The organism is Pedococcus bigeumensis, from assembly GCF_039531795.1.
GTDB classification, from domain to species: Bacteria; Actinomycetota; Actinomycetes; order Actinomycetales; family Dermatophilaceae; genus Pedococcus; species Pedococcus bigeumensis.
The window spans coordinates 317075-338991 of the sequence record NZ_BAAAQS010000003.1 but is presented as its reverse complement, the minus strand read 5'-3'; the positions used below and the strand labels follow the sequence as shown (position 1 = coordinate 338991).

Sequence of the window (21917 nt, the reverse complement as noted above, 5' to 3'; positions counted from 1 at the left end):
GAGGGGTAGGAGGGTCGTCGGTGCGGGGGCGACGCCATCCGGCAGCGACCCGGCTACGAACGACGTCGACAGACTCGAAACCCTGAAGGAGGCGACCGTGCCCGCATCCCGACTGCTTTGGACGGCGGAGGTGGACCATCCCCGCGCGGTCGTGCTCGTCCTGCACGGGGGCAAGTCGCGCAGTCGGCAGCCGGTGCGCTCCTGGCAGGGCGCCGTGCTGCGCATGGTGCCGTTCGCGAACGCCGTCGCGTCGGCGGGCGACGGGCAGATCGCCGTGGCGTTCCTGCGCTACGCCGTGCGCGGGTGGAACGGCGCGGAACAGAGCCCGGTGGCTGACACCAGGCTGGCCCTGGAGCAGATCGAGGCGAAGTACCCCGGGGTGCCGATCGGCCTGCTCGGGCACTCGATGGGCGGCCGTGTCGCGCTGCACCTCGCCGACGACGAGCGCATCGCCGCCATCGCCGCGCTCGCCCCGTGGGTCGAGGGACAGGACCAGCCCCGGTCCCACCCCGGCCTGCACGTGCTCTTCATGCACGGCAGCCTCGACCGGATGACCTCGCCGCGGGCCTCCCGGGCGATGGCCACGGCGATGGCCCGGCGCGGCGCCGACGTCAGCTACGAGTCGGTCCGGGGCGAGAGCCACGCCATGCTCCGCCAGGCCTCCCGCTGGCACCGCGAGGCGGCCGCCTTCCTCGTCGGCCACCTGCTCGACCAGCCCTGTCGGACCCTCACGCCATAGTGTCGGGAAGGGCTCAGCGGGGGCCGCCGACGAGACCGTCCCGGCGAAGGACGGCGACCAGAGGAGACGACATGGCCGAGGTAGTGCTGTTCCACCACGCCCAGGGGCTGACCACGGGGATCACCGACTTCGCGGAGGCCCTGCGCGACGCGGGCCACACCGTGCACACCCCCGACCTCTACGAGGGCCAGACCTTCGAGACCCTCGACGACGGCCTCGCCTACATGAAGCAGGTGGGCTTCGACACCATCCTCGAGCGGGGCAAGACCGCCGGGGAGGCGCTGCCCGCCGAGGTGGTCTGGGCCGGGTTCTCCCTCGGTGTCATGCCCGCCCAGCTGTTGGCCCAGACCCGTCCGGGCGCGAGGGGTGCCCTGCTGATGGAGTCGTGCGTGCCGCCGTCGGAGTTCGGAGACGGCTGGCCCGACGAGGTGCCGGTGCAGGTGCACGGCATGGCGGACGACCCGATCTTCGCGGGTGAGGGCGACCTCGAGGCCGGCCGGGCGCTCGTCGAGGAGGCTGCCGACGGGGAGCTGTTCACCTACCCCGGAGCGGTTCACCTGTTCGCCGACAACAGCATCTCCACCTACGACGCCGAGCAGGCCGCGGTCCTCACCGACCGGGTCCTCGAGTTCCTCGACCGGGTGTCCTGACGTCTGCGCGGGATGGTCGGGCGGAAAGGGTGCTCCGGGCGGTGCGGCGGGCGATGCAGCGGTGACGACGCAGGGAAGGGGCTAGCGCTCCTCGGGCGTCGACACGGCATACCGCGCAACGATGCGCTCGGCGATCTCGAGCTCGGGCGACAGGTCGCGGTCCTCGATGCCCGCGGGCAGCGCCTCGCACCGCGCGAACGCCTCGCCCAGCTCGCCCACCGGCACGACGCCTCGCATCCGCAACGCCCGCACGGTGCACACGAGCTCGACGGCGAGCATCCGCCGGTACGCGGCGGTCGCCTCCCCGAGCCGCAGCGCGGCCTGCCCCGCGAACGACGCGTCGTCCTCGATCCCGGCCGACACCCCGGCGGTCTGCACGCTCGACGGTGTCGAGGCGACCCCGCGGATCGTCGACAGGGCCGAGGCGGCGACGTACTCCGCGATCAGCACCCCCGACGACCCCATCGTCGAGTCCGACAGGAACAACGGCAGCCCGCTGTCGGAGTCGGTGAGGGTGTGGCTGATCCGCGACTGCACCGCCTGCGCCGAACGCGTCAGGGCCAGCAACGTCGTGTCCACCGCCAGCACGAGGTATGCCGCGTGGAAACCGCCGTGGTGCGTCACCTCCGGCGCGCCGTCGGTGCCCGTGAAGAGCGGGTTCTCCGAGGCCGTGTTGGCTGCCGTCTCGACGACGCTCTTGAGGTCGAGGACCGTGTCGAGGACCGGACCGTGCACCTGCGGCCAGGTGCGCAGCCCGAAGAAGTCCTGGAGGTGGGCCGGCTCGCCGGGCTGGCCCTCCAGCAGGTCCCGGAGCACGCGGCTCACCTCCTGGGCGCCGCGGAAGGGCGTGGCGGCGGCGGCCGTCGCGCTGACCGCCTCGGGATTGCCTTGCAGGGCAACGAAGCTCAGTGCACAGACCGTGTCGGCGGCGCGGGCCAGCTCGTGCAGCGACGCGGCGTGCAGCGCGGTCTCGGCGATGGCGAAGGCGTTGGACGACATGAGGGGGAGGGCGTCTGCCGAGGTGAGCTGCACGTCGCAGCGCCTCGCGCCGCCGGCTCGCTCACGCTCCCCGATCAGTGCCAGGCCGACCTCGGCGAGAGCGGTCAGGTCGCCGGTGCCGAGCGAGCCGTAGCGGTGCACGACGGGGAGGTCGCCGTCGGGCGCGCCCACGAGGTCGGCGAGCGCCTGGGCGAGGGCGGGCGAGGCGCCCGACCCCCCGGCGAGGATCTGGTTGGCCCGCACCGCCAGCGCGGCCCGCACGACGGACGACGACATCACCTCGCCCCAGCCGGCGGCGTGCGAGCGGAGCAGCCGCAGGCCGTGGTCGACCTTCGAGTCGGTGCTCTCGTCGCGGGCCGCCCCGACGCCCGTCGTGCGGCCGTAGACCGGGCGGGTGGTGCTGACCTCGGCGGCGTTGCGGTGCGACGCGGCGGCCCTCGACAGCGCGTCGGGGTCGATCGAGGCGGGGGTGCCGCGAGCCGCCCGCTCCAGTGCGTCGAGGTCGAGGCTGTGGCCGTCGAGGTGCACCGGTTGCGTCACGCCGCCCAGTATCCCCGTCGGTGTCGCTTGTCGGTGTGCTGGGTTAGGTTGATCGCCATGATCGCCTTCGACGGTGTCACCAAGCAGTATCCGGACGGCACCGTGGCCGTGGACGACCTCAGCTTCGAGGCTCCCAGCGGCAAGATCACCGTGCTGGTGGGTCCGTCGGGCTGTGGCAAGACGACGTCCCTGCGCATGATCAACCGGATGATCCAGCCGTCCTCGGGCACGATCTCGCTCGACGGCCGGGACACCGCGCGGATGAAGGAGTCCGAGCTGCGGCGCGGCATCGGCTACGTCATCCAGCACGCCGGCCTCTTCCCGCACCGCACCGTCCTCGACAACGTCTCGACGGTCCCGCGCCTGTTGGGCATGGACAAGACCGAGACCCGCAAGCGCTCGATGGAGCTGCTCGAGCGCGTGGGGCTCGACCCCGCCTTCGCCAAGCGCTACCCCGCCCAGCTGTCCGGTGGGCAGCAGCAGCGCGTCGGGGTGGCCCGCGCCCTCGCGGCCGACCCGCCGGTGATGCTCATGGACGAGCCGTTCAGCGCCGTCGACCCCGTCGTGCGCGAGCAGCTCCAGGACGAGTTCCTGCGCCTGCAGGGCGATCTCGGCAAGACGATCATCTTCGTCACCCACGACATCGACGAGGCCATCAAGCTGGGCGACCAGGTGGCCGTGCTCAAGGTCGGTGGCCACCTCGCCCAGATCGCCGCACCGGCCTACCTGCTCTCCCACCCGGTCGACGACTTCGTCGCAGACTTCGTCGGGCGCGACCGGGGCTACCGCGCGCTGTCGTTCCAGCCGACCCCGCGCCTCCCGCTCGCGTCCGAACGCACCGTCTCGATCGGGGAGCGGGTCGACTCCGTCGACGCTGGCTGGGTGCTCGTCGTCGACGACGACAACCACCCGCTCGGCTGGGTCGAGCCGGCTCGCGTGAAGGGTGAGGTGCGCAGCGAGGCGCTGCACCGCGGCGGCACCGTCGCGCGGGCGAGCGGGCCGCTGCGAGCCGCCCTCGACGCCGCCCTGTCGAGCCCGAGCCGGCGAGGGGTGATCGTCGACGACGCCGGCGCGCTGGTGGGCACGGTCAAGGCCCACGAGGTGCTCACCGCCATCGAGGAGACCAGCCGTCCCGAGCTGGAGAACCCCGAGAACCCCGGGGCGCCGGCGGCATGACCTGGTTCCTCGACCACATCCCCGAGGTCCTGCGACTGGCGTGGACGCACGCCTACCTCGCGGGCATCCCGTTGGTGGTCGGGCTGCTGCTGGCGCTGCCACTGGGCTGGCTCGCGCGCCGCTACGCGTGGCTCTACGCGCCGTTCACGGCCGGGTTCGGGTTGCTCTACACGATCCCCAGCCTCGCGCTGTTCGTGATGCTCCCGCTCTTCACCGGCTACGGCATCCTCAGCCCGGTCAACGTCGTGATCGCCCTGTCGCTCTACACCCTCGCCCTCCTGGTGCGCACCGTCGCCGACGGCCTCGGCGCGGTCCCCGACCACGTGCAGAACGCCGCCACGGCGATGGGTTACACCCGGGGCAAGCGGTTCTTCGCGATCGAGCTCCCCCTCGCCATCCCGGTCATCGCGGCGGGGCTGCGGGTCGCTGCCGTCAGCAACGTCAGCATCGTCAGCGTCGGCACGATCATCGGGGTCCAGCAGCTCGGCCTGCTGTTCAGCGACGGGTTCAACCGCGACTTCTACGACCCGTTGGTCGTCGGCATCATCGGCTGCGTCGTGCTCGCCCTCCTCTTCGACGTCATCATCATCGTCGTGGCGCGGCTGCTCACGCCGTGGCAGCGGGCGACGGGGGGCCGGTCGTGAACGGCGTCATCACCTGGCTCACCGACCCGCTCAACTGGTCGGGCCCCGACGGCATCCCGGGCCAGACGCTCGCCCACCTCCGCTACTCCGCGATCTCGCTGTTCATCGCCAGCCTCATCGCCCTCCCGCTCGGGCTGGCGATCGGCCACACCGGTCGCGGCCGCTTCTTCGTCGTCAACCTCGCGGGCGCCGCGCGGGCGATCCCGAGCCTCGGCCTGCTCTACCTCATGGTGCTGTGGCTCTTCCCCAAGCTCGCGGGTGACTCGGCGTTCCTCGTGCCCAGCCTCATCGTCCTGGTCGTGCTGGCGATCCCGCCGCTGATGGCAGGCGCCTACGCCGGCGTCGAGGGGGTCGACCCGGCCGCGCGCGACGCCGCCAAGGGGATGGGCATGACCGGCCTGCAGGTCCTGCGCAAGGTCGAGGTGCCCAACGCCCTGCCGTTGATCTTCTCCGGGTTCCGCTCGGCGACGCTCCAGGTGATCGCCACGGCCACCCTGGCGGCCGTGGCCGGCACCGGCGGGCTGGGGCGGTTCCTCATCGACGGCCAGAAGATCCGCGACTACCCCCAGATGGCCGGCGGCGCCCTGCTCGTCGCTGTCCTGGCCCTCGTGGTCGACCTGCTGCTCGCCGTCGTGCAGCGCTACGTCGTCTCGCCGGGGCTGACCGGCCGCGGAGCGGGACCGGCTCGCGGGTCGCGGCGGCGGTCACCGAACCGTAACCAAGCTAATACCCCCCTCGATGTAGACATTCCACCGTCGACACGTACGGTGGATCCTCAGACCCCATGAACTACGGCAGGAGCGGGACCGTGAAGCTCACCAAGATCACCCTGACCATCGCCACGGCGGCGGCCCTGATGGCCACCGCGGCGTGCGGCAACTCCGGTGGCGACCCGCTCGCCACCACCTCGAGCTCGAGCTCGGGTGGCGCCGCCTCCGGCACCATCAAGGTCGGCTCGGCCGACTTCCCCGAGAGCGCACTGCTCGCCGAGATCTACGCCGGGGCCCTCGAGGCCAAGGGCGTCAAGGTCGAGAAGAAGCTCAACATCGGCGCCCGCGAGGCCTACATCCCGGCGCTCCAGGACGGGTCGATCGACCTCATCCCCGAGTACACCGGCGTGCTGCGCGACTACTTCAAGAAGGGCCAGACCGGCACCGACGCCGAGGCCGTCTACACCGAGCTCAAGGCTTCTGTCCCGGCGACGCTGACCGTGCTCGACAAGTCCGCGGCCGAGGACAAGGACGCCTTGGTCATGAAGAAGTCGCGGGCCGACGAGCTCGGCGTGAAGTCGATCGCCGACCTCGCCGGCAAGGCCGACAAGCTGACCGTCGGCGGACCGCCGGAGTGGAAGACCCGCGACACCGGCATCCCGGGCTTCAAGAAGATCTACGGCCTGGAGTTCAAGGCGTTCCGTCCGCTCGACGCCGGTGGCCCGCTGACGCTGGCTGCCCTGAAGAACGGCCAGATCGACGCCGGTGACCTGTTCACCACCGACCCGAGCATCGCCGCGAACGACCTCGTCGCGCTCGAGGACCCGAAGAGCATGTATGCCGCGCAGAACGTCGTGCCGCTGATCACCAAGAGCAAGAGCAACCCGACCATCGAGGGTGCCCTCAACGCGGTCTCGGCCAAGCTCGACACGGCCAGTCTCTCCGCGCTGCTCACGGAGGTCGTCGTCAACAAGAAGGACGCCGATGTCGTGGCCAAGGAGTTCCTGACCAAGAACGGCCTCGCCTGACGAGTCCGGTCTGACCGGTTCAGCCCGACTCCTCCCGGAGACGGATGAAGGCCGGGTGTGGTGTCCCCCCGGACCCACACCCGGCCTTTCGGCATGACCCCCCGGTCTGCCAATCCCGGATCCGCGATCTCGGGAAGCGCCCCTCCGCGCCTCACGTGACCTCGGATCCAGTGATCTCCGTTGCCACCAAGAGTGGCGGACGGTGGCCCGGTCGGGCATCGGTGAAACCACCGATATTGCTCGGCGCGGACGAGATAACCTGTCGGGGTGCTGACTCCGTGCGTGGGTCGTGACGACGTCCTCGAACGCCTTCGGCTCCTGCTCAGCAGCAACCGGTGGGTGACGCTGACCGGTGCCCCGGGATGCGGCAAGACGCTCGTTGCGCGGCACACCGCGAGCAGCGCCGGGTCGGTCGCCTGGGTCACCGGGCACCAGCACGCGCACGTCGACTCCCTCGTCACCGCCTGCCTCGACGCCCTCGACGCCGAGGTCGCCCCGGGCGACTCGCCCACGCTGGCGCTCAAGCGGGCGCTCGACGGACGCCAGACCCTCGTCGTGCTCGACGGCGTGGACGCGATCGAGGGGCTGGGCGAGCTGCTCAACGACCTGATCGACGACGCCGAGGACTGGCGCCTGCTGTGCACCGCGACCACGGTCGCAGGCCGACCCCACGAGCAGGTGCTGCGACTCCCCCCACTGCCGGTGCCGTCGTCACGTCAGCCCCTGGAGGGGCCGGCCATCGAGCTGCTGCTCTCCCGGGTCGCCACCGCCGGAGGTCACTCGGTCGACCTCGACCAGCACGACACCATCCTGCGCGGGCTGTTGCGCGCCAGCGGGGGGCTGCCCTCGCTCATCGAGCAGCTCGCGGTGCAGATCGCGCTCGTCGGGGTGAGCGACGTCTCGCCCACCAACACCCTCGCCGATGCGGTCCGGGCCTCCTACGACCTGCTCGACCCGGCGCAGCAGGAGTGCTTCCGCCGACTGGCCGTCATCGGTCGCCCGGTCGGACTCGACGTCCTCGCCGATGTGTGCGGGGTGGGGCGTCCGCAGGCCGTCCAGCTCGCGGCGGCCCTCGCCCGACGAAGCCTGGTCGAGGTGCAGCCCGACGGTCGGTTCGACCTGCTGCCCCCGATGCGCGAGGCCGGACGGCTCCTCGCCCGGGAGACCGACGACGCGGCCAAGGCCCTCGAGGGACTGCTCACCTGGGCCGACCGCGTGGTGCCGAAGGCGGTGAACGCGGGGTCGGCCGACGAGCCGTTCCTCAGCCAGCTCGCCCTCGTCGACTCCACGGTGCGCCAGGCCTGCGCCGCCGACGCGACGCGGGCGCGCGGCTACGCCATCGCCAACCGCGCCTTCCCGTCACTGTCCTCCGCGATGCGGGCCCGCGAGGCCCTCGACATGATGGATGCAGCCCTCGCCAGCGGCGACGGACCGCCGATCATCGGTTCGCAGCTCGCCCGCCGGGCCGGCATCTGCGCGTCCGAGGTGCGGGGCACCTACGAAGGGCTCCGGCTCCTCGATCGCGCCGAGGAGCACGCCTCGGCCCTCGACAGCGCCACGCGTGACCTCGAGCTGGCCCGCAACGCCGCCATCCGCGCCGAGATGCACCTCGATGCCGGCGACCTCGCCGCGGCCCGCCGCGACGCCGAGCGCACGCTCGCCCTCGGGGGCGGCGACCCCTACGTCATCCGTCAGGTGCGGCGCACCCTGATGGACGTCTGCGTCTCGGCCGGCGACTTCGCCGAGGCAGAGGAGCTGGCCACCCTCATCGTCGACTCGCCGCCCGCCGACGAGCTCTGGATCGCGCTGTCGGCCCGCACCCTCCAGGCCAAGATCGCGTGGGAGCAGGGCCGGCTCGTCGAGGCCGCCTCCTTGGCGACCTTCGCCCGCACGCAGGCCGAGGAGATCCGGGAGGACCGGATCGCGCTGCTCGCCGACACGGTGCACCGCATGGTCGCCGGCGGCCCGGGGCTGCGGGTCGACACCGAGGCCCTGCCGTGGGCGGTGCGCCTCGTCGTCCAGCTCCAGGACGCGCGCCAGCTGCTCGCCGAGGGCGATGTCAGCCGCGCTGCCGGCCGCGCCGCCGACATCGTCGTGCTCGCCGACAGCAGCAAGCTCGGCCGCGACGCCGTCGAGGCCAGGCTCCTGGTCGCCGACGCCCTGATGGCGCTCGGCGAACCCGCTCAAGCGCGACCGTCCTACCTGTCCGTGCTCCGGCGGTCCGTCGAAGTGCCCCTCCCGCTGCGCGCCGCCGACGCCCTCGACGGGCTGGCGGCGATCGCGGCCGAGTCGGGCACGGCGGCATACCGGTCCCTCGCGGGGGCCGCGGAGGCGCTGCGGGTGGGTCGCCGGGCGGTCGGGCGCGAGCGACCGGGCGTGCCGTATGCCGCGGGGTCGGCGAGGGACTGCCCCACGGGCTGGGTGCAGGCCGGGCAGCTCACCGCTGCCGGGGTGGCCGCGGTGACCGGCCTGGTCGGGAGCCAGGAGTCGGCCGAGCAGGCGCCGACCCCCCTGCGCGTCCTGACGCGGGCGGAGCGGGCCGTCGCCGAGCTGGTCGCCGAGGGACTGACCAGCCGCCAGATCGCCGAGCAGCTGTTCGTGTCGCCACGCACGGTGGACGCCCACCTGTCCCACATCTTCCGCAAGCTGGAGATCGCCTCGCGAGCCAAGCTCGCAGCGCTGATGGTCGAGATCGCCTGAGCGACCAGGCGGTGGGCCCGCCCCGACCAGCCGGCGGAGCGGGGCCACGCAACCAGAACCGCCCCGGCACCGAATGACCACCGTGCCCGACCTCACCGCCCTCGACCGCGCCGTCCTCGACCGCACCGCCCGCGACCGCACCGCCCGCGACCGCACCTACCGCTGGGTCATCCGGCTGTGCCGCGTCCTGTTCCGGGCGTTGGGGCTGCGGATCGAGGTGTCCGGGGTCGAGCACCTGCCGTCGACCGGGCCCGTGGTCGTCGCGGCGAACCACAGCAGCTTCCTCGACTTCATGTTCGTCGGGCTCGCGGCGGTGCAGCGGGGGCGGCTGGTGCGGTTCATGGCCAAGGAGTCGGTGTTCCGCTCACGCCTGTCCGGGCCGCTGATGCGCGCCATGGCGCACGTCCCGGTCGACCGGGCGCACGGGGAGCTGGCCGCCAGACAGGCCCTGCGTGCGCTCCGGGCCGGCGAGGCCGTGGGTGTCTACCCGGAGGCGACCATCGGGCGGGCGTTCGTCGTGAAGGACGCCGAGGACTTCCGTCGGGGCGCCGCCTACCTGGCGCTGGCCACCGGGGCGCCGCTGGTCCCGGTCGCGCACTGGGGCATCCACCGGATCTTCACCGTCGACCGACGCTACTCGCTGCGCCGGGGCAAGGCCGTTGAGGTGGTGGTCGGAGCGCCCCTCGTGCCGCTGCCCGGCGAGGACGCCGATGCCCTGACGCTGCGGTTGCACGACCGGCTGCGCGTCATGGTCGACGAGCTGGTCGAGCGCTACCCCCAGCCGCCGACCGACCCGGCCCGCGCCTGGTGGTGGCCGGCCACGCTGGGCGGCGCCGCACCGGCCCTGGTGGACGCCCGGGTGCTCGACGTCGCGGCGGTCCGTCGGGTCGACGCCCGCCGCTGACCCACCGAAACCCCACCTGTCCTCCTGCCAGGAACCTTTGCTAGCAAAGGTTCCTGGCAGGAGGACAGGGTGCAACCTGACGGTCACCGAGCAACCTTTGCTAGCAAAGGTTGCTTCAGGCGACGGGCTGGGGCTCGGGGTCGGGAGTGGGCTCGACGGCCTGGGTGGGGGAGGGCTCGTCGTCACGGCGCTTGACCGCGGCCAGCAGCATCTGCGCGACGTCGACGACCTCGACGTCCGCGCCCTTGCCCTCGGACTGCGCGGCGGTGAGGCCGTCGGACATCATCACGCGGCAGAACGGGCAGCCGATCGCGATCCGCTCGGCACCGGTGCCAATGGCCTCCTCGGTGCGGTTGGTGTTGATCCGCGTGCCGAGCTTCTCCTCCATCCACATGCGGGCACCACCGGCGCCGCAGCAGAACGACTTCTCCTTGGTGCGCTCCATCTCGCGCAGCTCGACGCCGGGCAGCGCGCCGATCAGCTCGCGCGGCGGCGCGTAGACCCCGTTGTGCCGACCGAGGTAGCAGGGGTCGTGGTAGGTCACCGTCTCGGCGGTCGAGGCGACGTCCCTGTTCGACGACTTGCCGGGCACGTCGGCCGGGCGGGCGACGGGCACCAGCTTCTTCTCGCGGACCAGCCGGTTGAGCAGCTGGGTGTGGTGGACCACCTCGTACTTGCCGCCGAGCTGCGGGTACTCGTTCTTGATGGTGTTGAAGCAGTGCGCGCAGGTGACGACGATCTTGGTGGCGCCGACCTCGTTGAGGGTCTCGACGTTCTGCTGGGCGAGCATCTGGAAGAGGAACTCGTTGCCGGCCCGGCGGGCGGAGTCACCGGTGCAGGACTCCCCGTCGCCGAGGATCGCGAACGACACCCCCGCCTGGTCGAGCAGCTCCGCGACGGCGCGGGTGGTCTTCTTGGCGCGGTCCTCGTAGGCACCGGCGCAGCCGACCCAGAACAGGTAGTCGACGTCGTCGGCGGAGTCGACGTCCTGGCCGAGGATCTTCACCGGGAACGGCAGGTCCTTGGCCCAGTCGAGCCGGGCGCGGGCGGCCATGCCCCACGGGTTGCCCTTGTTCTCGAGGTTCTTGAACAGGCCGTTGAGCTCGTTGGGGAACGCGCTCTCGATGAGGTTCTGGTAGCGGCGCATGTCGACGATGGCGTCGACGTGCTCGATGTCCACCGGGCACTGCTCCACGCACGCGCCGCAGGTGGTGCAGGACCACAGCACGTCCTGGTCGATGACCGCGTCGGGGCCGTGCGGGTTGTAGGCGGCGAGCGTGTTGGTGATGTCGTAGCCGGTGTCACCGATGAGGGGGACCTCGGCCAGTGCCGCGGCGTCCTCGCCCAGCGCCTCGCGCTCGGACTCGGTGGCCAGCAGCCACGGGGCCTTGGCGTGCGCGTGGTCGCGCAGCGCCATGACGAGCATCTTGGGCGACAGCGGCTTGTCGGTGTTCCAGGCCGGGCACTGGCTCTGGCAACGGCCGCACTCGGTGCAGGTCGTGAAGTCCAGCAGACCCTTCCAGGTGAAGTCCTCGACCTTGCCGACCCCGAGCGCTGCGTCCTCGTCGAGGTCCTCGATGTTCTCGAAGTCGACCGGCTCGCCCTTGACCATCAGCGGCTGGAGCTCGCCGAGCGAGGTGCGGCCGTCGGCGTGGCGCTTGAGGAAGATGTTGAAGAACGCGAGGAAGCGGTGCCACGCGACGCCCATCGTGGGGATGAGGGAGATGGTGATCATCCACGCGAACGAGATGAGGATCTTCACGGCGGCGACGACCACGATGACGTTCTCGAGGGTGTCCACCGAGGCGCCGTCGAAGAGGCCGCCGAGCCACCCGGTCAGGGGGTAGTGCAGCGCGTCGGCGTGCCCCTTCCCGGAGAACCCGGTGGTGCCGCCCTTGAGGTCGAGCGCGTACTCCAGCGCGCGCAGGGTGATGATGCAGATCGTCACGCCGAGGATGGTCAGCTCGACGTAGTAGGCCTGCCAGAACGTCGACCCGAAGAACCGCGAGCGCCGACCACCCTCGCCCGCAGCCGAGCGCGGGTGGTTCTTCTGGCGGATCACCATCAGCGTCACGATGCCCACGAGCCCGGTCCACGCGAAGAACTCGGTGACCCACTCGTAGAGGAAGAAGTGCCCGATGACGGGGAGCACGAAGTCTGCCTTGACGAGCTGGCCGAAGGCGTTGAGCAGCGTGAAGAACAGCACGCCGAAGCTGATCATCGTGAACCAGTGCGCCACTGCCACGACCGGCAGCCGCGACATCCGGGTGTGCCCCAGGAACTCGCGCAGCAGCGTGACCGTCCGCGTCCCCTTGTCACCGGTGCGGGTGGCATCGGGCTGGCCGAGGCGGAAGACGGCGAGGAACTGCCGGATCACCCGGGCGAACAACGCGATGCCGGTCAGGGCAACGGCGAGGCACACGACGAGCGCGACGATCTTGAGCGCAGACATGGCCGCCACTCTACTGGCCAGTAAGCGCTCGCTCACCGCTCTGTGACCCTTGCCGCACCAGTGTTTCCCGAGGTGGGGGCTGCGCCGGCGACCGCGCCGACAGGGCGGTCTCGAGCCGCTGGCGAGCGCGTTGGAGCCGCTTGCGCGTCGTGGCGGGGCTGGTGCCGAGCACCACGGCCACCTGCTCGGACGTGAGTCCTTCCCAGTAGGTCAGCGTGAGCACCTCGCGGTCGTCGGGCCGCAGCTGCGCCAGGGCGGCACGGACTGCCTCGACCGCGGGATCGCCCGCCGGCCCAGAGGTGTCTCGGTATGCCGCGAGCTCGCCTCGAAGTCGCTGCGTCGCCGCGTGCCGCCGGCGGGTGGCGCGACGGTGGTTGGAGAGGGTGCGGCGGGCGATGGAGAGCAACCAGGCGAGGCAGTGCTGCTCGTCCTCGGGGACGTCGTGGATCTTGCGCCACAGGATGGTGACCACCTCCTGGTAGACGTCGGCAGCGTCCTCGACCGGAGTGGTCCGGCGGGTGAGGTAGGCCAGGACCCGGGCGCCGTGGGCGCTGAGGACGGTCTCGAGCCGGCGCTCGGCGGGCGTCATCGGCGGCACCCGACCCACTGCGGGAGCTTGCTGTTCGCGAGGAAGGTGTCAGGGTCCTGGGTGCCGACCGCGCCGTCGAGGCTGCTCAGCCGCCGGGCTCGGGCGTCGAGGGTGAGCATCTGCCGACGAGCCGACGAGGCAGTGGTGCTGTCGCCGTCCTCGTCCGCCCAGACCAGGGTGCAGCCCCAGTCCGCGCTGGCCCGGGCCAGCAGGTCGAGGCGCAGGCTGCTGTCCTGCACGGTCCCCTCCCCGGGAGCCGGGCAGGCACCGCCAGAGGTGTAGGACCGCGCCACCGCGGAGGCGTAGCCCGCCCAGGTGTGCCCTGGCGGGGCCGGCAGGTCGGTGGGCGCCACCGTGGTGACGTAGGCCGTGAAGTCGTCCGCACAGGTGTTGATGAGCTCGGACCCGTCCTCGAAGTCGGGGTTGAGGGCCGGGTTCCCGAACCGGCCCGTCTGGGCCAGGAAGTGCTGGGCGGCCCAGGCGCCGGTGGGGACGAAGACGGTCGCGGCGGCGATCGTCGCGGCTGCGAGCTTGTGGCGGCGACGCAGGCCGCGGACCCGGCCGCGGATGGTGCGATCCGACTCGACCACTGCCCTGGCAAGGGCCAACGAGAGCTGGTCGACCCGGGCAGGGTCGCGGACCGGATCGGGTGCGGGCGGGGCGGCCGCGGTCAGCAGGTCGCCGAGCGGGTCACTGGTGGTGTGGTTGCTCTCCATGCCCCCGTACTGTCCCCGCACCAGCGAAGTGTGACAGGGCACGCAGCCGAAGTGTGGTGTGACAGGGCGTCGCGCGTCACACCACCCACCCGCCCCCGCCCATCGCGGGGCGTGGACCCGCGTTGCCAAGGCGCATAACGATCTGTTGGAATATTCATAACGTCGGGTTCGCTGAACCCGACGAAGGCCCATGACCTCGCGCCACGGCTCGCCGCGGCATACCGACGCAAGGAAGCTCGCATGCCCATCTATGACGACGTCACCAAGCTCATCGGCAACACCCCGCTGGTGCGGATCAACCGGATCATCGACAGCGACGCGATCGTCGCCGCGAAGCTCGAGTTCTACAACCCGGCTTCTTCGGTGAAGGACCGCATCGGCGTGGCGATCATCGACGCCGCCGAGGCGGCCGGGGCGCTCAAGTCCGGTGGCACCATCGTCGAGGCCACGTCGGGCAACACCGGGATCGCCCTCGCGATGGTCGGCGCGGCCCGGGGCTACAAGGTCGTCCTGACGATGCCGGAGACCATGTCGAAGGAGCGGCGGGCCCTGCTGCGCGCCTACGGCGCCGAGCTGATCCTGACCGAGGGCGCCCTGGGCATGAAGGGTGCCGTGGCCAAGTCGGAGGAGATCGCGGCCGAGCGCGGCGGCATCCTGGCCAAGCAGTTCGCGAACGAGGCCAACCCCGAGATCCACCGCAGGACGACCGCGGAGGAGATCTGGAAGGACACCGACGGCCAGGTCGACATCGTCGTCGCCGGCATCGGCACCGGCGGCACCATCACGGGTGTCGGTCAGGTCCTGAAGTCGCGCAAGCCCGACGTGCAGATCATCGCCGTCGAGCCCGAGGAGTCGCCGATCCTCAACGGCGGCCAGCCCGGTCCGCACAAGATCCAGGGCATCGGCGCCAACTTCGTGCCCGAGATCCTCGACCGCGACGTCTACGACGAGGTCATCGACGTCAACGCCGAGACCTCCGTCGAGTGGGCCCGTCGCGCTGCCAAGGAAGAGGGTCTGCTGGTCGGCCTCTCCTCGGGTGCGGCCCTCGCTGCGGCCGACCAGGTCGCTCGTCGCCCGGAGAACGCCGGCAAGACCATCGTCGTCATCATCCCGTCGTTCGGGGAGCGCTACCTGTCGACGATCCTCTTCTCCGACCTCCTCGACTGACGTCGTCTGGTGACCCCGCTAGAACCCTTCTGCTGCAACGGAACCCGATGACCCTCGCCCTCTACGCCAGGCGCGCGCGCAACCGCGTCGTCGACGACCTCGACGCCGCGATCGCGCGCGACCCGGCCGCGACCTCGCGGGTGGACGTGGCGTTGAACGCCCCCGGCCTGCACGCGATCTGGGCATACCGCTTCGCGCACCGGCTGTGGCTGCGCGGGGGATGGACCAAGCCGGTCGCGAGGCTGGTGATGACGGTCGTGCGGTCCGTGACGGGCGTCGAGATCCACCCGGGCGCCGTGATCGGGCACCGGTTCTTCATCGACCACGGCATGGGTGTCGTGATCGGTGAGACGGCGGAGGTCGGCGACGACGTGATGCTCTACCACGGCGTGACGCTGGGTGGTCGGTCGCTGCAGCGGGTCAAGCGGCACCCGACGGTCGGCTCGCGCGTCACGATCGGTGCGGGTGCGCGGATCCTGGGTCCGGTCCACATCGGCGACGATGTGCAGATCGGGGCCAACTCCGTCGTGGTCAAGGACGTGCCGGCGGGGGCGATTGCCACCGGCATCCCCGCGACCATCCGCTTCCCGCACGGCCACGAGGACCCCTACGAGGCGATGTTCAAGGACCCGGCCCTCTGGATCTGAGCGGGGTCGGGTCGCCAGTCCGTGCCGAACAGGCAGAACGCCCCCGCGGACGGGTGCTCCCCGAGCGTCGCGGCGAGGGCCTCGGAGGCGGTCCGGCCCGAGGCGAGCTGCTGGTGGTAGGCCACCATGGCCTGCTCTGCGACGACGTCGGCCACCGGGGCGACCGGCGCGACGACGCTGCGGACCCCGAGGGCCAGCAGTGCGGCGGTGAGGCCGAGCGGCTCGTCGCCCGGTCGGGGGTCGAGCCGGCCGACGTCGCAGGCCGAGAGCACGACGTGCGGCGCGGTGGCCGGTCGCGGCAGCTCGTGGGCGAAGACCGGCCCGTCGGCCATCTGCAGCGACGAGAACCACGGGCTCTGCGGCTCGTGGGTGCCGTGCGCAGCGACGTGGACGACGCCGCCGCTGACCAGGGCGTCCCGCACCGACTGGGCCGTCGCGGCCGTGTGCCCGGCGGTGTCGGCGCCCACCGACCGCCAGGTCTCGGCGACCGCCGCGCACTCCGCGCCCGCCCGCACCAGCCGGGGGCCGGTCAGCGTCGTGACGGCCAGCGGACCGGCCGGTCGCGAGCCGGCGGAGAGCAGGGGAGTGGCCCACCGGGTGACTGACGGCGAGACGGTGACCGCGCGCCCGGCCAGGCTGGGCAGCATCCCCCACGGAACCGCCATCAGGGTGCGGCCCGGGACGACGACGACCGGCCCGTCGCCGAGGCGCAGCTCGGCGAGCAGCCGCTGGTCGAGGCCGGTCACGGACTCGGCCACCGCGCGCCCCACGGCAGCCTCCATGGCCGGGTTGGTGCCCGCGAAGGCGTGCGCCCGCAGGTCGCGGGTGAGCCGGTCCGCCAGGGCCGACACCTCGGCGGCAGGGCCGACGTGGTGCAGCCGGGTGCCCTGCCCGGTGACGACCAGGACGTACTCCTCGCCCTCCTGGGCCACCCACACGAGAGCCTGCTCGCCGCGGGCGCGGAGCAGCTCGCGCGCGGTGCCGTGCGCGAGCGGGGCGCCGGCTGCCGAGACGTCACCCTGCTCGGCGCGGGCCCAGTCGAGGCGGCTGACCTCCCATTCCAGGCGGGCCGCACGGGCGCGCTGCCGGGTGCCCTCGTCGCCCGGCGACACTGCCTCTCGGCGGGCCTGGCGCAGCTCGGCGAGCAGCTCGACCGAGCGCTGGTCCTGGGGCGACGAGAGCGGTGGCAGCCGATGTGACACGGCCCGCCAACGCTCGACCGCGTCGAAGACCCGGGGTGCGGAGCCGCTCGCCAGGGCGTCGTTGACGTCGAAGTCGGCGAGCCGCCGACCGTGCAGGGCCAGCGCCGCACGGATCTCGACGCTCTGGATCGGGGCCTGCCGCTGCGTCAGGCGGTGCATCGCGGCGCGGACCGCCCGCCGCGACCTGACGGTGTTGCCCTGGGCCGCCGCGACCCTCGCGACCAGCAGGCGGTCGTGCATGTCCGCGGCGAAGCCCTGCCGCACCCGCCCGCTCAGTCTCTGCACGGCATACCCGGCCTCGTCGACCTGACCCCGCACCAGCAGGGCCTCGACGTGGACCCGCGCCGCGAGGCGTTCGTCGGGGGTGACCGGCCGGTCGACGTCGAGCCACGGCGCGAGGGTGCGGTCGAGGCCGCGTGGCACCGCTCCCTCGCTCAGGGACAGCGAGGCGCGCAGCAGGGCAGCGCTTCTCTGCCGTTCGGTCGCACCGCGGGCACGGAAGGCGGCCACCGCTGCGTCGAGGTGCGCACGGGCGGTCGCCAGGTCGTCACGCAGCATCGCCGTCGTCGCGAGGTCGAGCCGCAGGTCGGCCTCCTCGAGGCGGTGGCCGTCGCGCCGCGTCTCGTCGAGGGCGCGGCTGAGGGTCTCGCGGGCCTGGTCGAGCAACCCGGCCTCGAGAAGCACCAGGGCGAGGTCGTGCTGGGCCCGCACCCGCCCCACCGACACCGACATCTCGTCGGCCTCGCGCATCAGCTCGATCGCCTGGGGCAGACGGCCCGCGTAGTACTCGAGGCAGCCCAGGTTGTGGCGGACCTTGAACTCCTTCTCGGCGAGCCCGTGCGCCACGCTCAGCTCGAGCGCGGCCATCAGGTCGGCGCGCGCCGGACCCAGCTCGAGCAGTGACAGGTGCGCCAGCCCGCCGTTGATCCGCGCCGCGACCTCCTCGCCGGGGGTCAGCAGCGCGTGCCCGTCACCGACCTTGTCGAGAGCCGTCAGGGCCGCGCGCCAGTCCTGGCAGGAGACGTGGACGACGGCCTCCTGGATCCAGCTCAGCGCTCGCAGCCGGGGCGAGGCGTTCTGGGCCCGCGACTCCCGCAGCATCGCCAGCGCCTGGTCGAGCCCGTGCAGCGCCAGGGTCGGCCAGGCCAGCGTGATGAGCAGGCGGGCGCGGGTCGGCACCCGGTCGTGCTCGTTGAGCTCGTCGGCCAGCGCCAGGGCACGACGGAGCGAGCGCTCGGCGTCACGGAACCGGCCGATCTCGTTGAGGTTCCGTGCTCGGGCCAAGAGCTCGGCGACCTGGTGGTCAGCAACCTCGATGTCGTACCTCAGATCTCGATGGCCGGGGTGATGACAGGACGGCTCTGCGGGTCGTCGAGCCTGCGCATGACGAGGTGGACGAGCCCGCGCTGCACCGAGGTGAAGGTGAACCGACCCGCGTCGTCCGTCGTGGTCTCCTGCGTGCGCGAGCGTTCGCGCAGCTCGATGTGTGTCGGTCCGGTCGTCACCCACCCGCTCAACCGGGCGTTCGTCCCCTCGACCAGCTCGATGGTGATCATCGCGCTGAGCTGCTCACTGGAGAAGGTGATCGTGCCGGCCCGGTCGTAGTCGGTCGACCGCACGCCCGCCAGCTCCGCCGTCGTCGTGGTGATCTCGGCGATCTCGGCCTCGAGCGCCGCCACCGACATCGCGAACTTGGCCCGCTCGGCCAGGTCGCTCGGCACCGGGTCGCTGGCCTGGAGGATGGACCGCAGGGTCGCCAGGGTGCGCAGGTCCTGCTCGTCGATCGGCTCGGCCGCGAGGGCCTCGAGGTCGCGTTCGGCGGTCATGACGTCGCCCACCCGGGGTCGCCGAGGAGGGCCAGCTTGAGCTTGGCCAGGCACCGGCCACGGGTCGGCCCGATGCTGCCGACCGGCATGCCGAGCGCGTCGGCCACCTGGACGTAGTCGGGGCGCTCGGCGAGGGCGATGACCCGGAGCAGCTGCTGGCAGCGCTCGGGCAGGTCCTTGAAGTGGCGCCACAACAGGCCCTGCTCCTGGCTGCGGACCACGGCGTCGGCGGGCTCGTCGCCGGTCGTCGGGATCTCGGGCAGCGCGTCGCCGACGTCCTCGCGGACGTCCTCACGACGAGACTTCTTCGACACCGCCCATGCCTCGCGACGGGTGGTCGTCAGCAGCCACTTCAGGACGCCACGGGGGTCGCTGATCCCTGCCGCGTGCTGGACCAGCGACAGCCAGGTGTTCTGCACGACGTCCTCGGCCTGCGCGGCCGAGAGCCCCTGGGCGCGGGCGGTGTGCCACAGCAGCGAGGTCGTGCTGTCGACCAGCTCGGACATCCCCTCGGGCCGGCCGTCCCGGTAGTCGCTGAATGCGTTGGCGGCCAGCTCGGCCAGGCTGCGCGTGCCTCCCTCTGCCTGCATCACCGCTCTCCCTCCTCGAGGGTGGACTGCGCCTTGCGCAGGGCCTCGAGCCTGGTCTGCACGTCGGCGTCCTCGGGGCACTCGAGCCGCACCAGGATGGCGGCGACGTCACCGGCGTATGCCGGAGCCGCGAACGAGGTGCCGCTCCACAGGCCGAACCCGCAGGAGTAGTCGTCGGGGTCGCACGCACCCCGGGCCGGGTCGTGCCCGGCGGGCTGGGCGATCACCGGTCGCAGGCTGCCGTCGAAGGTGGTGGGCATCGTGCTGACCACCGCAGTCCCGCAGCGGTAGGCCGTCACCCACGACCCGGTGTTGGAGTAGATCGACACCGTGCTGCCGTCGGGGTTGTGGGACCCGACGCTCGTGATCGGGTGGTCGTACCCGCCCGCGATCGCGAACGCCGCAGGGTAGAACTCCTGGTTGGTGCCACCGTTGCCGGCTGCCGCGACCACGGCCACGCCGGTGCTGGCAAGCGCCCGCAGCACGCTGGAGAAGGCCGGTTCGTCGTCGAAGGCTCCCGGGGTCTCGTGGTAGTAGCCCAGCGAGAGCGACAGCACGTCGACGGCCGGTCCCTTGCCGCGGCCGGAGTGCGCCAGCAGCTGGCGGACGTAGAGCAGCGAGAGGGTCTCCACGAGGAACGCCTCGTCGGTGACGCCGTCACCGTGCATGACCGGGACGATCATCAGGGTGGCCTCGGGGCAGTGCTGGCGCACGACGCCCGCGATGAACGTGCCGTGCCCGGCAAGCGGGTCGAGCACGCCGTTGACGCGGTCGAGGGTGCAGCCCGTCAGCTCGGGGTCGTCGGCCGGTGTGAACCGGAGCCCGATGGGCAGCCCGTCGACCTCCACGTCGCGGATGACGTTGTCGGCGAACCACGGGTGCTGTCCCAGCCCGGTGTCGAGGAGGGCCACGACGGGTCCCGGTTTGCCGGTGGGCTCCGGGACCGGACCGGCCCAGACCACGGGCAGGCGCGGCGACGGACCGCCGCCCGGCATCGCGACCTCGTCGTCACCGACCCCGGAGCCGTAGCCGACCCCCGAGCCGTACCCCACTCCCGAGCCGTACCCCACCCCGGAGCCGTAGCCGACGCCCGACCCGTAGCCGACCCCCGAGCCGTACCCCACTCCCGAGCCGTAGCCGGCTCCCGTGACGATGTGGCTGAGGCCCACGGCCTTCGCCGCATCGGGGTCCTCCGCGCGCAGGGTCTGGAGGATGAGCCAGGCGTCGGGCGCGACGACGGGCCGGTTCGGCAACGGCCGGAACTCGACCGTCGTCGACACCGCCGCGTCGACCTGGTCGCCCAGCTCGTACTGCTCCACCAGCGCCTCGAACCGGTCGTCGCGACGGGCCTGCACCGAGTAGCCGAGCCGCTCGGCGATCGCGGACAGGGCGCTGATCGGGCCCTGCGCCGAGCGCGTGCCGAGACCGCGCACGAGCAGGCGGTTGCCGGCATACAGGGTCGGCTCCAGGGCGTCGTCACCGTCGAGGCGCACGGCCTTCGCGGGGTCGAGCACGCGCACGTCGAGACGCCGTGCCGCCGAGCGCGGGATCGCAACCGAGGGCGTGGGCCCCGGCCCGGACGGCGGCGGGGGGGTCGATGCGGCCATGAGTTCTCCTGTGGTGGTGCCGACCACGCAGTGCAGTGTTCAGCGTAGTGAGGGATCGCTTCATCTGACAGGAGAAGCCGCTGGGTCGGGTGATACCGGACGGCACCGGAAATCCGGCCGCGCCGGTCGGTGGGTCAGGTCGGGAAAAATCTTCGGACCGGGATGTATCAGAGTGCGGCGCCCCGACTCTTGTCCACTGTCAGACCTGGTCGGGGGACGGGGTGGGCACAACGAGAGGAAGCCTCATGTCATGCAGGATCCGTCGCAGGGGGCGGCGGGTCAGGCAGGTGGAGGGCCGCTGGGCACAGGGGTGCCAGCGGACCGGACGGCAGGTCGTGGGGGCGTGCTGCCGTCCCGCCCTACGGGGCGCGTCGCCGGGTAGGTCAGGTCGAGGAAGGTGCTGGTCAGGGGTTCCCAGCACGCGCCAGGCCGGACCTTCTCGGCGACGCCGTTGAGCCCAGCAACACAGGAGCGGCACGGCATACAGACCTCGTATGCCGTGCCGCTTCGTGCTGTGCGCCGCCTCGCCTCGCCGCTCGCTCGCGCGGGCGGGCGGGCATCCGTGGGGCGGGTCGGTCAGGGGAGCTTGCCGGGGCCGGGGCCGAAGCCGGTCGTGTCGGCGTGCAGCCGTCCGTCCGTGCCGCGGTGGAGGGTCTCGGGCAGGTCCTCACCGGTGAAGCGCTCCTTGGCGCTCGCGCCGGCGGTCTTCGCGGCGTCGCCGAGCTTGGCCGCGACGACCGGTGCCTGCTCCTTGACCGCCTGCTTCACGGTGTCGACCCGCGTCTGCACGGGTTCGCTGCCCCAGACGCGGTCGGCCTGGGCCTTGATCTGCTGGTAGCGCTTCTGACCGGCCTTGGCCCCGAGCACGTAGCCCGCAGCGAGACCGGCGAGGAAGGAGAGCTTTGCCATGGTTCGCATCCTTTGGTCGGGTCCTCGACCCTAACCCATGACCCTGGCAAACGTGCTGGTCAGCGGCTCGCCAGAGCATGCCATCGAGGCAGACAGAAGGAGCCCGACGCGATGCGTGTGTC

19 protein-coding genes are annotated in these 21917 nt (G+C 72.1%); 10 read left to right on the top strand and 9 right to left on the bottom strand.

The features are described from left to right. Positions 1-97: 97 nt before the first annotated feature. Both ABD262_RS12210 and ABD262_RS12205 read left to right on the top strand, forming a co-directional pair. Positions 98-739: an alpha/beta hydrolase family protein gene (locus ABD262_RS12210; protein WP_344136280.1), complete on the top strand. Its 642-nt coding sequence runs from the start codon at positions 98-100 to the stop codon at positions 737-739. A 71-nt stretch (positions 740-810) separates the two neighbouring features. Beyond that, positions 811-1389, top strand: a complete 579-nt coding sequence (locus ABD262_RS12205) for a dienelactone hydrolase family protein (protein ID WP_344136277.1) — start codon at positions 811-813, stop codon at positions 1387-1389. 81 nt (positions 1390-1470) lie between these two features. On the opposite strand, the gene ABD262_RS12200 is transcribed toward ABD262_RS12205, so the two are convergent. Next, on the bottom strand, positions 1471-2928 hold the full coding sequence (locus ABD262_RS12200; protein ID WP_344136274.1) for an aromatic amino acid ammonia-lyase: 1458 nt from the start codon (positions 2926-2928) through the stop codon (positions 1471-1473). Positions 2929-2985: 57 nt separating this feature from the next. On the opposite strand from ABD262_RS12200, the gene ABD262_RS12195 reads away from it, so the two are divergent. The 6 genes from ABD262_RS12195 (at position 2986) to ABD262_RS12170 (ending at position 10090) form a co-directional block, all read left to right on the top strand. Beyond that, on the top strand, positions 2986-4104 hold the full coding sequence (locus tag ABD262_RS12195) for an ABC transporter ATP-binding protein (protein WP_344136271.1): 1119 nt from the start codon (positions 2986-2988) through the stop codon (positions 4102-4104). Continuing rightward, complete coding sequence (locus ABD262_RS12190) at positions 4101-4748, top strand: ABC transporter permease (protein WP_344136268.1); 648 nt, start codon at positions 4101-4103, stop codon at positions 4746-4748. Before ABD262_RS12195 ends, ABD262_RS12190 begins: the two co-directional genes overlap by 4 nt. Then, positions 4745-5536 carry an ABC transporter permease gene (locus tag ABD262_RS12185; protein WP_344136265.1) on the top strand — a complete coding sequence of 264 codons (792 nt, stop codon included), beginning with the start codon at positions 4745-4747 and terminating at the stop codon, positions 5534-5536. The genes ABD262_RS12190 and ABD262_RS12185 overlap by 4 nt, the downstream gene beginning before the upstream one ends. Before the next feature lie 20 nt (positions 5537-5556). Further along, a complete protein-coding gene (locus tag ABD262_RS12180; RefSeq protein ID WP_344136262.1) occupies positions 5557-6486 on the top strand; it encodes an ABC transporter substrate-binding protein in 930 nt (309 codons plus the stop codon). A 282-nt stretch (positions 6487-6768) separates the two neighbouring features. Then, positions 6769-9186 (top strand): LuxR C-terminal-related transcriptional regulator, encoded by a 2418-nt coding sequence (locus ABD262_RS12175; RefSeq protein WP_344136259.1) that lies wholly within the window; start codon positions 6769-6771, stop codon positions 9184-9186. Positions 9187-9268: 82 nt separating this feature from the next. Then, positions 9269-10090: a lysophospholipid acyltransferase family protein gene (locus ABD262_RS12170; RefSeq protein WP_344136256.1), complete on the top strand. Its 822-nt coding sequence runs from the start codon at positions 9269-9271 to the stop codon at positions 10088-10090. Positions 10091-10205: 115 nt separating this feature from the next. Here the strand turns inward: ABD262_RS12170 and ABD262_RS12165 are convergent, their stop codons facing one another. Genes ABD262_RS12165 through ABD262_RS12155 form a run of 3 tightly spaced genes read right to left on the bottom strand, consistent with a single transcriptional unit; the run spans position 10206 to position 13868 of the window. Continuing rightward, entirely contained in the window at positions 10206-12542 is a 2337-nt protein-coding gene (locus tag ABD262_RS12165) for a (Fe-S)-binding protein (protein ID WP_344136253.1), read from the bottom strand. Positions 12543-12552: 10 nt separating this feature from the next. Continuing rightward, complete coding sequence (locus ABD262_RS12160; RefSeq protein ID WP_344136250.1) at positions 12553-13131, bottom strand: RNA polymerase sigma factor; 579 nt, start codon at positions 13129-13131, stop codon at positions 12553-12555. Next, on the bottom strand, positions 13128-13868 hold the full coding sequence (locus ABD262_RS12155) for a hypothetical protein (protein WP_344136247.1): 741 nt from the start codon (positions 13866-13868) through the stop codon (positions 13128-13130). Before ABD262_RS12155 ends, ABD262_RS12160 begins: the two co-directional genes overlap by 4 nt. A gap of 219 nt (positions 13869-14087) precedes the next feature. Between ABD262_RS12155 and cysK the strand changes: the two genes are divergently transcribed. Together cysK and cysE are read left to right on the top strand one after the other, a co-directional pair. Further along, a complete protein-coding gene (gene cysK, locus ABD262_RS12150; protein ID WP_344136244.1) occupies positions 14088-15014 on the top strand; it encodes a cysteine synthase A in 927 nt (308 codons plus the stop codon). A 47-nt stretch (positions 15015-15061) separates the two neighbouring features. Next, positions 15062-15661: a serine O-acetyltransferase gene (gene cysE / locus ABD262_RS12145; protein ID WP_344136241.1), complete on the top strand. Its 600-nt coding sequence runs from the start codon at positions 15062-15064 to the stop codon at positions 15659-15661. Here cysE and ABD262_RS12140 read toward each other — a convergent pair. The 5 genes from ABD262_RS12140 to ABD262_RS12120 all read right to left on the bottom strand — a co-directional run bounded on the left by ABD262_RS12140 (position 15622) and on the right by ABD262_RS12120 (position 21795). Further along, complete coding sequence (locus ABD262_RS12140) at positions 15622-18147, bottom strand: CHAT domain-containing protein (RefSeq protein ID WP_344136238.1); 2526 nt, start codon at positions 18145-18147, stop codon at positions 15622-15624. The two genes, cysE and ABD262_RS12140, sit on opposite strands and share 40 nt — an antisense overlap. Before the next feature lie 41 nt (positions 18148-18188). After that, the gene (locus ABD262_RS12135; protein WP_344136235.1) at positions 18189-18689 is read right to left on the bottom strand and encodes a hypothetical protein; all 501 of its coding nucleotides are present in this window, start codon (positions 18687-18689) and stop codon (positions 18189-18191) included. After that, positions 18686-19279 (bottom strand): RNA polymerase sigma factor, encoded by a 594-nt coding sequence (locus ABD262_RS12130; protein WP_344138176.1) that lies wholly within the window; start codon positions 19277-19279, stop codon positions 18686-18688. The genes ABD262_RS12135 and ABD262_RS12130 overlap by 4 nt, the downstream gene beginning before the upstream one ends. Continuing rightward, on the bottom strand, positions 19279-20886 hold the full coding sequence (locus ABD262_RS12125) for a S8 family peptidase (RefSeq protein ID WP_344136232.1): 1608 nt from the start codon (positions 20884-20886) through the stop codon (positions 19279-19281). Before ABD262_RS12125 ends, ABD262_RS12130 begins: the two co-directional genes overlap by 1 nt. A gap of 576 nt (positions 20887-21462) precedes the next feature. After that, a complete protein-coding gene (locus tag ABD262_RS12120) occupies positions 21463-21795 on the bottom strand; it encodes a YtxH domain-containing protein (RefSeq protein ID WP_344136229.1) in 333 nt (110 codons plus the stop codon). Between the last annotated feature and the right edge of the window lie 122 nt (positions 21796-21917).

What these genes read in the sequence shown, in the direction of transcription:
- ABD262_RS12205 (WP_344136277.1), top strand. Translation starts at nt 811, where the DNA reads ATGGCCGAGGTAGTGCTGTTCCACCACGCCCAGGGGCTGACCACGGGG.
- ABD262_RS12130 (WP_344138176.1), bottom strand. Translation starts at nt 19,279, where the DNA reads ATGCAGGCAGAGGGAGGCACGCGCAGCCTGGCCGAGCTGGCCGCCAAC.
- cysE (WP_344136241.1), top strand. Translation starts at nt 15,062, where the DNA reads ATGACCCTCGCCCTCTACGCCAGGCGCGCGCGCAACCGCGTCGTCGAC.
- ABD262_RS12195 (WP_344136271.1), top strand. Translation starts at nt 2,986, where the DNA reads ATGATCGCCTTCGACGGTGTCACCAAGCAGTATCCGGACGGCACCGTG.
- ABD262_RS12190 (WP_344136268.1), top strand. Translation starts at nt 4,101, where the DNA reads ATGACCTGGTTCCTCGACCACATCCCCGAGGTCCTGCGACTGGCGTGG.
- ABD262_RS12165 (WP_344136253.1), bottom strand. Translation starts at nt 12,542, where the DNA reads ATGTCTGCGCTCAAGATCGTCGCGCTCGTCGTGTGCCTCGCCGTTGCC.
- ABD262_RS12135 (WP_344136235.1), bottom strand. Translation starts at nt 18,689, where the DNA reads ATGACCGCCGAACGCGACCTCGAGGCCCTCGCGGCCGAGCCGATCGAC.
- ABD262_RS12160 (WP_344136250.1), bottom strand. Translation starts at nt 13,131, where the DNA reads ATGACGCCCGCCGAGCGCCGGCTCGAGACCGTCCTCAGCGCCCACGGC.
- cysK (WP_344136244.1), top strand. Translation starts at nt 14,088, where the DNA reads ATGCCCATCTATGACGACGTCACCAAGCTCATCGGCAACACCCCGCTG.
- ABD262_RS12120 (WP_344136229.1), bottom strand. Translation starts at nt 21,795, where the DNA reads ATGGCAAAGCTCTCCTTCCTCGCCGGTCTCGCTGCGGGCTACGTGCTC.
- ABD262_RS12125 (WP_344136232.1), bottom strand. Translation starts at nt 20,886, where the DNA reads ATGGCCGCATCGACCCCCCCGCCGCCGTCCGGGCCGGGGCCCACGCCC.